The sequence below is a fragment of the Pseudoalteromonas sp. BSi20480 genome (genome assembly GCF_000241365.1).
GTDB classification, from domain to species: domain Bacteria; phylum Pseudomonadota; class Gammaproteobacteria; order Enterobacterales; family Alteromonadaceae; genus Pseudoalteromonas; species Pseudoalteromonas marina.
The window spans coordinates 16,813-29,868 of record NZ_BADX01000090.1 but is presented as its reverse complement, the minus strand read 5'-3'; the positions used below and the strand labels follow the sequence as shown (position 1 = coordinate 29,868).

Genomic DNA, 13,056 nt, shown 5'->3' with positions numbered 1-13,056 from the left:
CGTTGAGTTGAAATTATGCAAGAAAAACAACAAGAACAAGATTTAGTCGCGTGCATCTCTCCGGTGATCAATGCGCTCACTCCTTTAAAACTTAAGCAGTCTACTACTGTTGAGCTAGAAGAATTTAGAGAAAGCTTATTAGCTAGCTTTGACGAATACGAACGTAATTGCTATTCGCAGCAAGTGACAACCAGTTTAATGCAAGAAGTTAAATTTGCATTAACAGCAATGTGCGATGAGTTTGTAATGAGCTCGGGTGCACATTTTAGAATGGATTGGATGTCGCGACCTCTGCAGCTTGAATTTTTTGGTAATAACCGGGCAGGCGAAGAGTTTTTTGAGCGCTTAAGTAAGTTAAGAACAGGGGGAGAGCAAAAACTCGCTGCATTAGAAGTTTACTATATTTGCTTGCAACTTGGTTTTGAAGGTATTTACAAAGTTAAGGGTATCGAGCAATTAAAAGCGTTAATTGTTGATGTTAGAGCACAAATTGAAGACATAAAAGGCACTCCCAGCGCTCAGCTTTCTGAAAACGGTGTACCTGCAGAAGGGTTTGCAATGAAGGTGGGCCGCAATATTCCTTATTGGGTTATTTTATCAATTTGTCTGGGATCGATTGCCTCTTTATTTGCTGGGTTTCATTACGTTATCAGTAAGCAAGCGACCCAAAGTACACAAACAATAAATAACCAAATTGAAGTGCTGACTCAGCTCAACAAAACCAACGAAACACGATAGGTAATACAATGCAGGGAAGAGTTAATAAAAGCGGTTTAGTCCATTTTTTACTGGGCTTAGTATCATCGCGTGCAACGGGTCAGTTAATTGGGTTAATTGCCGTTTTAAGTATTGTGTGGTTTGCCGGTCGTATGGTGGGTTTAGACACCACTGACAAAAAGCTTATTGCTATGGGTGCCGTTACCGCTGTTTTTATACTATTTATTTTTATTCGTTGGTTATGGACTAAACGTTCTGGTGATAAATTAGCGTCTGAGCTTGCTAGTCATAATGCGGGTTCTAGCGCTGAACTTGATGAAATAAAAGATAAAATGCAAGAAGCATTGGGATCTTTAAAAGCGTCTCATTTAGGAGCTGGTTACAGAGGTAACACAGCATTATATGCATTACCTTGGTATATGATCATTGGCCCTTCTGCGGCGGGTAAAAGTACTTTATTTGCAAACTCAGGGTTGCATTTTCCATATTCTAACTCAAGCGAACTGCATATTCAGGGCTTTGGTGGTACTCGTAATTGTGATTGGTGGTTTTCAGATCAGGCCATTTTAATTGACACCGCAGGTCGTTACACCACAGAGCAATCTGAAAACAAAGAGTGGTTGTCTTTTTTATCTTTACTTAAAAAATACCGTCCTAAATTACCTATTAATGGTGTGATGGTCGCCATTAGTGTGGCAGATGTTTTAACGTCAGATAGCGAAGAAATTCGTCAACATGTGAAGCTTGTACGCGAGCGTATTGAAGAGTTAATTACACAGCTAGGTGTTATTTTTCCTGTGTATATTACCTTCACAAAAACCGATTTAATTAGTGGTTTTGAACCCTTCTTTAGTGACCTGTCTGAACAAGAACGCGAACAAGTGTTTGGTGCCTATTTACTTGATATTAGTGAAGATCAAAAAAATGATCCGGCTGAAATGTTTGAAGTTCGCATGCAAGACCTGTACGAACGCCTATGTGAACAACGTTTAAGTAAGGTTGCACGCGAAAGAAATGAACATCGTAAGCAACTTATTTTAGACTTTCCTAATCAATTTAAATCAGCGTCCACCAAGCTTACAGAATTTGTAAACTTGTTATTTAAATCTAACCCGTATCAAGAGGTTCCTTGGTTTGCAGGTGTTTACTTTACATCAGGCACACAAGAGGGAACGCCAATAGAGCGTATAACCAACGGAGTCAGAGACCAATTTGGCGCTGTAATTGTTGAGCAAAAACAAGAAAGCATTACGCAAAGTTACTTTATTAACCGTGTTTTTAACGATGTTATTTTTAAACTGCAAGATTTAACTCGTGGAAATAGAAAAAAACGTCTTGTTGGGCGTTGGTTAAAAGGGTTAACCGTTACATCAGGGTTAGCGTCTATTGCAGCAATTACGGCTTTATTAATTACGTCTTACACAAGTAATCAGTTGCTACTAAATCAAGGTGAAGCGCGTGTTAAAGCCGTTGTTGAAGCCAGTGTAAATAAAGCAAAAGATGAGCAAAAGTTAGCAGCTACGCTCGCATTGTTCGATCATTATGGTCAATTGCGCAGTTACGAAGATTCTCTACCTTGGTATTTTATTTTTGGCATTTATGAAGGCGACGAAACACTTGGTAGTGTAGCTAATGTTTTATTTAACCAAATGAATCAGCTTATTACTTACCCGGGTGAAGAGCGTTTACTTACTCAAATAAAGCAATACGAAACTCAGTGGTTAGAAGATGAAAATGAGGCAAAAGCGACCATACGCCAAGCCTACTATGATGCGTTAAAAATGCATTTAATGATGAGTACTAACCCTGAAAATATGTCACCTGAATTTGCAAAGGAGCAGTTACTTAACTTTATTGCAGAGCACTTTAATATTGACATAAACGCCGAGGAGCAGGCACCTATTTATACTCAACTAAGTAGTTTAGTTGACATGTATTTAGAAAATATGGGCAATGATATTGAGCAACCAGGTAACATTGTTTTTTGGCAATCTAACGAAACCTCTATCGCGTTAGCGCGTGAAAACCTAAACACCCAGCCTGAGGCGTTCCCGCTATATCAACAAGTTATTACAAGCTTTGCTGAGCGCAAAAAGCCACTACTTTTAAATAACTTTATGGCTTCTAAAAATCGTGATGTGTTCAAAAGTAAATACAAAATACCTTACGTATACACAAATTTAGGCTGGGAAGAATATGTTTTTCCAGAAATTAAGCGTATTTCTCGTTTAGTGTTTTCTGGCGATTGGGTTATGGGAACAAGTAATGACTCTGGCCAAAATGTGGTAGATGAAGCACAAGCTGAAACGCTAGCTAAAGCAATGCGCGCCTATTACTTTAAAGATTATGGCAACACGTGGTTTGAGTTTCTTGATAGCGTGAAAATGCCAGCTTTTAGAGATTTAAATGACGCCAGTATTGATTTTGCGCGCCTTTCGTCAATGGACGGCCCCTTTAATGACCTAATGAAATTAGTGAGTGACAATATTACGCCGGCAGATGCGCCACTTAAAAGCCAAGCATCAATCGGTAAAACAGCGTCAGATGTTGCTAATAAATTAGCGCTAAACACACCAACAATTACGCAGATCAGTACTGTTAGAGCGCCAGAACTTGAAAGCCGCTTTGCTGATTTAAGACGTTTTGCACAGGCAAACGCTCAAGAAAACTCATCAGACTACTTAAGGCAATATATTAGTTCGTTAAGCAGTATTCATTCTGACATTAAGGCAATGGCCGCCAGCAATGAAGATGACGCTCAAGCGATGATTTTTGCTCAAGAGCTACTCTCTGGTAATAGTCAAAGTAATGCATTGCAGTCGTCGTGGATTATTATTGAAAGCCAAACTCGCGCGCTTGACCCGCAAACTAAAGAAACGTTAGATGCCTTGTTTAAAGCGCCGCTTCATGCGGGTATTGCAACGATTATGGCCAAAGCCCGGACTCAGTTAAATCAAGAGTGGGAAAACCAAGTTTACACTATGTATAACAGCAGTTTAGCTGGCAAATATCCGTTTAATTTAACGGGGCCTGATTCGGCAATTGCTGATGTTTCAGAATTTTTAAACGCTGAAACGGGCATTTTATGGGGTTTTATAAATACGCAACTTAAACCGTTTATGAAAGTTCGCCGTGGTGTTTGGGAAGAAAAACAATGGAATGGTGTTGGCATTGGTTTTAGCCCTCAATTATTAGATGGGTTAACTAAGGCAACTAAAGTAACGCGTTCGTTATTTGTAAATGGAGCGGATAGCGCAGGGTTTACATTCCAAATGATGCCTGTGCCAGTTAGAGGTATTCGTGAAACTTACTTAGGCTTTAGCGAGCAGGGATACCGTTACCGAAATGAACCAGAAGAGTGGCGTAACTTTTCATGGCCAGGGCGCGGTGCTGCAGAAAAAGCAGTGTTGTATGGCCTTGATAATAAAGGGCGCAGAATCTCAATTGCACAAGATGGCCCATGGGCGTTATTAAAAGTACTTAACTCAGCCAATGTTAAATGGATTAAAGGTACTGAATTTTTAGCAACATGGGAGTTAAAAGATAAATCTGAAGAGCCGCTTACGGTGCAGTTTTCTCTTAAATCAGGACGCAACAGCGGTATATTTTCTAAGTACATGCTTACGTCGTTTGCGCTTCCTAGCAACTTGTTCTCACAAACGCCAACGTTGGCTCAATCGCAGTCGCGAACGATGCAATAGGCGGCTGACCAATGTTTAATTTATTTACTAAAAAGAAAACACCGACCCTAGTAAAGCAACATGCATTTGGTTTTATGGGTAAGACACCCATTAGGCCAGATTTTGTAAAGCTTAATATTTCATCGCGTGAGTCAGTCTCTTTTGATCATTGGCTACAAGAAGGGTTTGCGCATTTAAATAGAGGTCGAAAAGCAAGCGATACTCATCATTTAAATGGATGTAAATCGTTGTTTTTTATATCGGGTAATGCAGACGATGGTGGTTTACTCGGGGTGCTACAACCGAGTACTGACAGCAGCGGTCGTTTTTACCCATTTAGCTCATTTGTGCACAGCGGTTTAGAAACGTATAAACGTCATCCTGCTTTTTTGTTTTTATTTGCAAGCCAAGTAATTGAACACCTATTGGGTGTGAATGAAAATATTAAAAATGCGTCAAATATTAATGAGATGGAGCAAAAGGCTCAGGGTTATAACTTGGTAGCTAATTCGCTTAAACAGCAACCAAATTTAACTCAAGAGTTAGACAAACTCAGAACAATTCCGATGAGTGTTTTTTGGGATCATTTAGAAATAAATGATATTGCTAAACGCGCAATTCTTATTGAAGAGCTTTCAATCGTTTTAAAATCTATTGCCAATAGAGGCTGCTTAAGAAGCCAATTTGGTATTCGTTTACCTATGCCTCGCTTTACGCACGAAAGTGCATTAGTAGCTGGTTTTTGGTTGCACTTAGTCGCCTCAATGGTGGCAGATCATAATTGGCAACCTTGGTTTTTTATCAATTAGGTGATGAAAACCAATCTCCTAGCTTAACTATTTTTTGTAGGCCTATTCCAGCCTCGTACTTTAATAGTGTGTGGGAGTGCGACAAAAAATCGAACGATATTATTGATTTATGTAACCTAAAAGTCGAAAAGCAACCATCATCACAAACACTTAATTTTGCTGATATGGATAATGTAAGTGTATATGACGCGCTTCGCCGTTGGTGTAAATCATGAGTTTAAAAGCACCGCATACGCACACCACATGGATTGAATGGCTTGAGGCTTTGAGTTCGCCACTTTTAGGAAACAAATGTGGTGAAGATTTAAAGTACGAAGAAACATTTAAAGCATTAAAAGCCTCTTCCTCTGGAGTGGGTGAAGTTGACTTTAAAATGATGTTTATTCAAGCAACCGATCTTATTAATACGCAAAGTAAAGATCTGCGTATTGTGAGTTATCTGGCACTTGCGGCAACCAGTGAGTTTGGTGTGACCGGCCTCACTCATACGCTTTTATTGTTTAATCGTTTATTAACCACCTTTCCAGACGAAGTGCACCCGCTAAAAGCAAGAATGCGAAGTGCGGTAAATACCTGGTTCTTGCAGCAGCAAGAGCGTTTAAAAGGTGTTGCCCAAGGACACAATACTAACCCAGAGCAATGGCCTGAACTTGTTGCTGCATTAAAACAATATAACGAGCAATGTGTTGCTGTGCTTGATAGTGAGTCAGGCCCATTATCAACATTAAACGATTGGGCTCACGAGCAAGAAAAACGCAATCCGGTACCCGTTGTTGAGCCTGAAAAAGTTGAGCCAGTAAAAGAGCTCGAACAAACGACAGTTAATAATGCTGTGCAAAGTGCGCCTAAGGCTGATGAGCCAAGTACAAATGCGGCACCCGCGCGTTCTCAAGTTACTGTAAATACTAACGATATAGCATCAGATACCGCATATTTAGCGGCTATAAGGCAGTTATTAAACTTTGACAAAGAGCAAAATAACATTGAACGCGTAGTGAAATTATCACGCGCAGCACGGTGGACTAAATTATCTTTACCTGCAAATGAAAATGGTAAAACACGCCTCCCAGCTCCGCGTGCAGCCGCATTCGCCCCTATTGAAAATGCCTTGGCGAGCGACCAACCAGAGCAAGCCTTAAATTTAGCTGAAGGCTTATTTATGGAAGGTGCTATGCAATTTAATTTAAATCTGCAAATTCTTACATTAAATGCTTTAAAAAAACTAAACAAAGGACACCTTGTTCATTGGTTAGAGCAACAGCTTGTTAATTTAAACGAGCAGTTTCCGGCTTTAACATCACTGCAATACGACGATAGCAGTGCGCTATGTTCACCCGTCAATAAAGAATTTATAAGAGAGCTTGCTAATTCATTCAATACTGACTCCACCAGTACCCAAAGTAACTTATTTGATGAGCAATACGTTGAGTTAGTCGAGGAAGTTGAAAAAGGTCAATTGTCGAGTGCGTTAAAAAAAGTAGATGAAATAACCATTTTAAATGCTTTTGATAAAGCGCAAGCACAGTTATTGAAGGCGAAGTTATTAATAAAGGCTGAGCACTATGAACATGCTTTGTCTTTATTAAATGTATTACTTGAACAAATAAACGCGCACGATTTAGCGCAATGGCAACAATGTTTTTGCATGGAAGTATGGCGATTCTCCAAGCAGTGTTATGCAAGTTTGTCACAAACGCCAGAAGATGAAATGAGTTTAGCTGCTAAACATATTAGTCAGCAAATGATGGTAACTGATCCCGCACAAGCATTAAGTTGGGTTTAGTTACAAGGGCCTGACTAATATGTCGAGGTTTAATTGGAATTGAGACGGTAGATAACCAAACTGCAAAGGAAAAAACATGAGTGATACATTTCAAAAAGAGATCCCACGAGCTCGGATCAATATTTCGTTAGAGCTTGATACAGACGGCGCTTCGCAAAAAAGTGAATTACCGTTAAAAATGTTAGTGATTGGTGACTATTCAAATGGTCAAAATAGCCAGGAACTTTCTGAGCGCGAGCGAGTAACAATTAATAAAAATAACATTGAGCAAGTGCTTAAAGATATGGCGCCTAAAGCTAACTTTCAGGTTGCTAACAAAATTAAAGGCGACGGCGAAATTAACGTTAACCTTGAGTTTGATTCTTTTAAATCGTTTGATCCTGAGTCGGTTGCAGCACAGGTGCCTGAACTTAATAAAATGATGGCAATGCGTAACTTACTACGTGATCTTAAATCTAACTTATTAGACAACTCATCACTGCGTAAAGAGCTTGAGCGTGTATTACAAAATCAGCCTGAACTTGATGAACTAAAAGCAAAACTTGACGAAATTGCACCACTTGCGTCTGAAGAAGAAAAACAACCCGTAACGGAATAAGGAGGTTACCATGTCAATGCAAGAACAATTAAATGTAGCTGCACATACGACAGAGCAAGCTGCTTTATCTACCTACGAAAGCATTTGTGGAATGGTTGATATTTCACCTGTTGCAGATGAAATTAAACTAGACTCATTCAGAGACGCCAGCAACCTTGCTGAAACACGTGCTAATGAGCGCTTAACAGCAGCCATTAACGTATTTTTAGATATGGCCGGTAGCAGCGATCAAGAAGTAACGCGCATAGATAAACTGCTTTTAGATGATTACATTGCAAAAGTAGATACAATTATCTCTCAGCAGTTAGACCAAATATTACATAACCCAAGTTTTCAAAAAATGGAATCAGCTTGGCGTTCACTTCGTTATTTAATTAACCACACGCCTAATAACGCAAATATTAAAATTGAAATGCTTGATGTTGATAAAGAAACATTAAGAGACGACTTTGAAGAAGCGCCAGATACAACACAATCTGCGTTATACAAACACGTATACACGTCAGACTACGACACGCCGGGTGGCGAGCCTGTATCAACCATGGTATCTAACTTTGAGTTTGATTGTTCTGCGCCAGATGTTTCGTTACTACAAGAAATATCGCGTGTTTCAGCGGCGGCTCACTGTCCATTTATGGGGAGCGTTGGCCCTAAATTTTTCTTGAAAGATTCACTTGAAGAAGTATCAAAAATTCAAGATTTAGGTTCTTACATGGAGCGTGCGGAGTTTCTTCGTTGGAAAAATTTCCGCGAATCAGAAGACTCTCGCTACATTGGCCTAGCATTCCCACGCTTTTTACTGCGTTTACCATACGGTGAAACAAATCCTCTTCGTAACTTTAATTACCAAGAAGATGTTAATGCACAGCATCATGAGCGCTACTTATGGGGTAATGCTACGTTTGCATTTGCTGCCAATATTATTCGTAGCTTCCATGACAACGGTTGGGCTGTAAATATTCGTGGTCCGCAATCGGGTGGTAAAGTTGAAAACCTTCCTCTTCACTCGTTTGAAGCAGGTAAAGGGTCTGAAACTAAAATACCTACCGAAGTGCTTATTTCTGAAACGAAAGAGCTTGAATTTGCTAACCAAGGGTTTATTCCACTTAGTTACTATAAAAATTCAGATTTTGCATGTTTCTTCTCTGCTAACAGTGCACAAAAGCCACAAGTACTTGAAACCAGTGAAGCAACAGCAAATGCACGCATTAACTCGCGTTTACCTTATATTTTCTTAGTGTCGCGCATAGCGCACTACTTAAAAGTTTTACAGCGCGAAAACATTGGTTCGAGTAAGCCGCGTCATGAACTAGAGCAGCAGCTAAATGATTGGCTAGGCGCTTTGGTAACTAAAATGAATAACCCAGATGAGTCACTTATTGCAACGCATCCGTTAAAAGATGCAAAAGTAACCGTGTCAGAAATTCCGGGTAACCCGGGTTACTACCGCGTAAGTACCTATATTGTGCCGCATTTCCAAGTTGAAGGAATTGACGTTCGTTTAGCGCTAGTAGGGCAGATGCCTGGCGAAAAATGAACTGCCAAGCCGCCGATGAAACGCATTTAACGCAGGCTTTATAGTGTAAATACGTCAATTTGGTGAGTAGCTGGTTGGTGTACTTAAAGAATATAGACTAATGGTCTGAAAAGTTGCCCCAAGTTGGTTGCACCCAACTTGGGACATATTCCCCAGTGGCATGAAGCAGAGGGCTTTTTGGGGGGCATAAACAGTGATGTTTATGCCAATGCCAACTAACAGGAAACACTTCATTCTAAAAGGAGAATAATGAAATGGCAATTCCAGCGTACATGTGGTTAAAGGATGACCAAGGTAATGACATCAAAGGTTCTGTAACAGTTGCAGAACGTGAAGGTTCAATTGAGATCCTACACTTTGATCATGAACTTCGTATCCCTACGGATAATGATACTGGTGAACTTACAGGTACTCGTAAGCATGAACCTTTTGTTATTACAAAAGCGGTTGATGCATCTACACCGTACTTGTACAAAGCGTGTTCAAACGGTCAAACACTTAAGCAACTTGAGCTTAAATGGTACCGTATTGATGACACAGGGACTGAGCGTGAATATTTCTGCCACAAGTTGGAAGACGTAAAAATCACTTCAATCTCACCAACAATGCACAACGTTAAAGACTTAGACAAGGAGCGTTACCCGCACCTTGAAACAGTTTGCCTACGTTACAAGCGCATTACTTGGACTTACTTAGATGGCAACATCGAGTTCTCTGACTCTTGGACTGAAGGTCGTTAATTAGTCAGTACTTATTAAGGATATGCGAAAGCATATCCTTTTATTGAGATCCAAATATGGCGTTATTCGATTTTTTAACTCAACCCGTTATTCGCAATGGTCATCAGGGCTTTGAAACTGATGAGCAAGCCAGTGTGTGCAAGCATTTAAATGAGCTTTTAAATGCCCGCAGAGGCGTTTTAAAGCACTTAACCGACTATGGCTTACCCGATGTAGAAGATATTTACGAAGGGCTTCCTTATTCGCAACACACATTAGCGTTTGAAGTTAAAAAATTGATAGAAAAATACGAACCCCGCGTTCGCTATGCAAATGTAACACCGGTCGAAATTAAAGAAGACAACTGTGTAATTAGGCTCGATATACAAGCTTTTCTAACCAGTGGACAAAGTATTAAGTTAAATACGCGGTTTGAGTCGGGCGGTAAAGCAGATGTTATACAGCACGCAAAAAATAATAACTAATGTAGTTCAAAAGGATTGATGAATGCAGCAATATTTTGATGCACAAATGCGCTTACTTACTCAGGCTGGCAAGCAATTTGCTCAGTTTTATCCTGAGCACGCAGGTATGCTTAATATTGATGCATTAAAAGACAGAGACCCGCATATTGAGCGTTTATTAGAGGGGGTTGCTTATTTAACGGCGCATACTCAAAAACGCTTAGATGAATCTGTGCCCGAGGTATCTGAGCAGGTGTTGCGCCAGCTGTGTCCTATTTTGTTAAGTTATTTTCCTTCAAGTACGGTGGTGCAGTTTTCTCCTAAATTAGCAATGCAAAAAACGCACACTATTGATAAGGGGTTGCAGTTAAACCCGCCAACAGCTAAGTCGGATGGCAAAAAAATTATATTTACGACCACGCACAGTTTAGATGTTGTGCCTTTAGATGTTGAGCATGTGCAATATCAAGAGTCGCACTTGGGTGCGGAGCTAAGAATTGGACTCAAATTTGTATGCCAAGGTGAGCGTAGTAACTTTGATTTATCTACACTTAATTTTTATTTGCGCGGTGATACACCTTTATGTAGCGCATTATTTCAATTATTAAAAACACCTAATAAACAGGCCGAACTCGACTTTGGTGCCAATCACTTTGAATATAATAAAAAGCTTAAGGCAAAAGGGTGTAATGCCAGTTATTTAGATATTGACGGCGCATTACTTCCTAGCGCGGCTAAAAGCCACCCAGGGTATGCTTTATTACTTGATTACTTTAATGCCAAAGATCGTTTTTACTTTTTAAGTTTTGATGGTTTAAAAAATGAAGAGTTTCCTGAGCATATAGACCGGTTTGAAATTGTATTCAGAGGGGATAAAAAGCTTCCTCCGGGACACCAATTAAGTAAAGAAAATATACTAATAAATTGCGTACCCGCTATTAACTTGTTTAGCCAAGCAGCAGAGCCAATAAAAATAGAACCTAATAGAACCGACTACATGATAAGCGCGGATCAAGCACGCACCGACCATGTTTTTAGCTATACCGTTGACGAAGTAGCAGGGCGTAATTCGGTAACAGGTCAAACTCACGAATACACCCCCCGCTACCAAAGTGTATTTGAAGACGAAAAAAAGCTATTTACCGTGCTAACTAAAGATGTAGGCGCTGCGGCACCAACGCATTACTTACAACTACCATTTAATTTAAACGACGAAAAAGAAACGCTATCGATTGATTTAACAGCGTTTAATGCCGGTTGGCCGCGTCAATTATTACAAGAAGGCGATTTAAATGAAGGGGGCAAAGATATGCCCAATATTGTTGATGTTAAAAATGTTATTCGCCCAACAAACTACTTAGCATGCCCAAGTCAGCCAAAACACTGGCAGCTTATTAGCTTATTAAATGTAAAGTTTTCACAAATTACACAGGTAACTGAACTTAAAAGGTTGCTTGTATTATTTGATTGGTCAAATAAGGCCGAAAACCGATTAAGAATTGAAAGTATTTTAAAAATATCAGCAACGCCTATCAGCCAAATTAAGCGAGGCATTTTTATCAAAGGGGTTGACGTACTAATTGATATTGATGAAAGCAAGTTTGTTGGCGACGCAGACCTATACCACTTTTGTAATGTACTGCACGAGTTCTTTTTGATGTACGCACCTATAAACGAAAGCGTACAAACGCGAGTTAACGCAATTCCAAGTTATAAGTCGTGGTGTTGGGATATTGAGCCGGGTAAGAGTTACCAGCTATGAATTCGTCAAGCAATTACGTACATCCTGTTTGGTCTAAATTACCCCCAGCGATTGAGGGCTTAATTGCTGAACCCTGGCGCTTTAATTTATTTAAAGCAATGAGCCTAATAGAAAAACACTGGGCTGCGCCGCAAGAGCTCGATCATGGCATAAGTAGCCGTGTTGTTTTTAAATCACACAAAGAACTGGGTTTTCCTGCAACCGATGTTCGCGAATGTGTATTAGAAAACGAAGGCAGAGGAAAACTCAGTTTATCGACGTCATTTTTGGGTTTATATGGCATAGACGCGCCCATGCCCCATTACGTGTTAGAGCAAGCAGCAAGTGATGAGCAAAGCGGTGATCGAGTACGCCAGTTTTTAGATATTTTTAATCATGTTTTGTATTGTCAGTTATTTCAGGCTTGGAAAAAGTCTCAAATTAATATTGCAGGCAGAGGCGCGAATCAATTTGATGATTTAGTTAAATCTATTTTATTAGGTAAAACAGATCAAAAAATTCAGTGTGGCATTGCAAGCTTAAAGCAAACAAGTGCAGCGGGTTTAGCGCAACTACTTAAGCACAGCTTAAACATAGACACATTAAAAGTTGACGATACACGAGCCAATTGGCAACACGTAGATACCCCAAGCGCAATAGGCGAAGAAAACCAAATGGTATTGGGCAATTCTGCTGTATTGGGAACCCAGGTGTTGGTTAGCGGTAGTGTTTTAACAATTGATATAGGGCCAGTCAGTAGCGATGTCGCCATAAGCCTTTCACCAAGGAGTGAAGAAGGAATAAAAATGGCCGCTTTGCTTAGTGCGCATTTACCAAGCAATGTTGAGTGGGTATGCCAAATAAAAGTAGCAAATGACGCTGTTTCAGAGCAGCTCATTGGTCAGCAATCGTTAGTACTAGGACATAATTCATATTTAGGGGCCGCAGCTGCAAATACAACAACTCATAGCTACAGCCATCAACAGTATAAACACTAAGGAATTAAGG

General features: G+C 39.9%; 11 protein-coding genes. All 11 read left to right on the top strand.

The window, feature by feature from the left end:
* The first annotated feature begins 15 nt into the window (after nucleotides 1–15).
* The 11 genes from icmH to tssG all read left to right on the top strand — a co-directional run bounded on the left by icmH (nucleotide 16) and on the right by tssG (nucleotide 13,046).
* The gene (gene icmH, locus P20480_RS08465) at nucleotides 16–738 is read left to right on the top strand and encodes a type IVB secretion system protein IcmH/DotU (protein ID WP_006792569.1); all 723 of its coding nucleotides are present in this window, start codon (nucleotides 16–18) and stop codon (nucleotides 736–738) included.
* A gap of 8 nt (nucleotides 739–746) precedes the next feature.
* Nucleotides 747–4,418: a type VI secretion system membrane subunit TssM gene (gene tssM / locus P20480_RS08470; RefSeq protein WP_008129955.1), complete on the top strand. Its 3,672-nt coding sequence runs from the start codon at nucleotides 747–749 to the stop codon at nucleotides 4,416–4,418.
* An 11-nt stretch (nucleotides 4,419–4,429) separates the two neighbouring features.
* On the top strand, nucleotides 4,430–5,206 hold the full coding sequence (gene tagF / locus P20480_RS18160) for a type VI secretion system-associated protein TagF (protein ID WP_008129953.1): 777 nt from the start codon (nucleotides 4,430–4,432) through the stop codon (nucleotides 5,204–5,206).
* Entirely contained in the window at nucleotides 5,179–5,421 is a 243-nt protein-coding gene (locus P20480_RS19820; RefSeq protein WP_008129952.1) for a hypothetical protein, read from the top strand. The genes tagF and P20480_RS19820 overlap by 28 nt, the downstream gene beginning before the upstream one ends.
* Entirely contained in the window at nucleotides 5,418–6,989 is a 1,572-nt protein-coding gene (locus P20480_RS08475; RefSeq protein WP_008129950.1) for a TssA family type VI secretion system protein, read from the top strand. The genes P20480_RS19820 and P20480_RS08475 overlap by 4 nt, the downstream gene beginning before the upstream one ends.
* 76 nt (nucleotides 6,990–7,065) lie before the next feature.
* The gene (gene tssB / locus P20480_RS08480; RefSeq protein WP_006792573.1) at nucleotides 7,066–7,587 is read left to right on the top strand and encodes a type VI secretion system contractile sheath small subunit; all 522 of its coding nucleotides are present in this window, start codon (nucleotides 7,066–7,068) and stop codon (nucleotides 7,585–7,587) included.
* Between the two features lie 10 nt (nucleotides 7,588–7,597).
* On the top strand, nucleotides 7,598–9,124 hold the full coding sequence (tssC, locus tag P20480_RS08485) for a type VI secretion system contractile sheath large subunit (protein ID WP_006792574.1): 1,527 nt from the start codon (nucleotides 7,598–7,600) through the stop codon (nucleotides 9,122–9,124).
* 254 nt (nucleotides 9,125–9,378) lie between these two features.
* Nucleotides 9,379–9,864 (top strand): Hcp family type VI secretion system effector, encoded by a 486-nt coding sequence (locus P20480_RS08490; protein WP_006792575.1) that lies wholly within the window; start codon nucleotides 9,379–9,381, stop codon nucleotides 9,862–9,864.
* Between the two features lie 56 nt (nucleotides 9,865–9,920).
* Nucleotides 9,921–10,328, top strand: a complete 408-nt coding sequence (gene tssE / locus P20480_RS08495) for a type VI secretion system baseplate subunit TssE (RefSeq protein ID WP_006792576.1) — start codon at nucleotides 9,921–9,923, stop codon at nucleotides 10,326–10,328.
* 22 nt (nucleotides 10,329–10,350) lie between these two features.
* Nucleotides 10,351–12,069: a type VI secretion system baseplate subunit TssF gene (gene tssF, locus P20480_RS08500; RefSeq protein ID WP_008129942.1), complete on the top strand. Its 1,719-nt coding sequence runs from the start codon at nucleotides 10,351–10,353 to the stop codon at nucleotides 12,067–12,069.
* Nucleotides 12,066–13,046: a type VI secretion system baseplate subunit TssG gene (tssG, locus tag P20480_RS08505; RefSeq protein WP_008129939.1), complete on the top strand. Its 981-nt coding sequence runs from the start codon at nucleotides 12,066–12,068 to the stop codon at nucleotides 13,044–13,046. The genes tssF and tssG overlap by 4 nt, the downstream gene beginning before the upstream one ends.
* Nucleotides 13,047–13,056: the final 10 nt, after the last annotated feature.

Excerpts from the sequence above, each read along its gene's own strand:
- icmH (WP_006792569.1), top strand. The coding sequence starts at position 16 with ATGCAAGAAAAACAACAAGAACAAGATTTAGTCGCGTGCATCTCTCCG.
- tssM (WP_008129955.1), top strand. The coding sequence starts at position 747 with ATGCAGGGAAGAGTTAATAAAAGCGGTTTAGTCCATTTTTTACTGGGC.
- tagF (WP_008129953.1), top strand. The coding sequence starts at position 4,430 with ATGTTTAATTTATTTACTAAAAAGAAAACACCGACCCTAGTAAAGCAA.
- P20480_RS08475 (WP_008129950.1), top strand. The coding sequence starts at position 5,418 with ATGAGTTTAAAAGCACCGCATACGCACACCACATGGATTGAATGGCTT.
- tssB (WP_006792573.1), top strand. The coding sequence starts at position 7,066 with ATGAGTGATACATTTCAAAAAGAGATCCCACGAGCTCGGATCAATATT.
- tssC (WP_006792574.1), top strand. The coding sequence starts at position 7,598 with ATGTCAATGCAAGAACAATTAAATGTAGCTGCACATACGACAGAGCAA.
- P20480_RS08490 (WP_006792575.1), top strand. The coding sequence starts at position 9,379 with ATGGCAATTCCAGCGTACATGTGGTTAAAGGATGACCAAGGTAATGAC.
- tssE (WP_006792576.1), top strand. The coding sequence starts at position 9,921 with ATGGCGTTATTCGATTTTTTAACTCAACCCGTTATTCGCAATGGTCAT.
- tssF (WP_008129942.1), top strand. The coding sequence starts at position 10,351 with ATGCAGCAATATTTTGATGCACAAATGCGCTTACTTACTCAGGCTGGC.
- tssG (WP_008129939.1), top strand. The coding sequence starts at position 12,066 with ATGAATTCGTCAAGCAATTACGTACATCCTGTTTGGTCTAAATTACCC.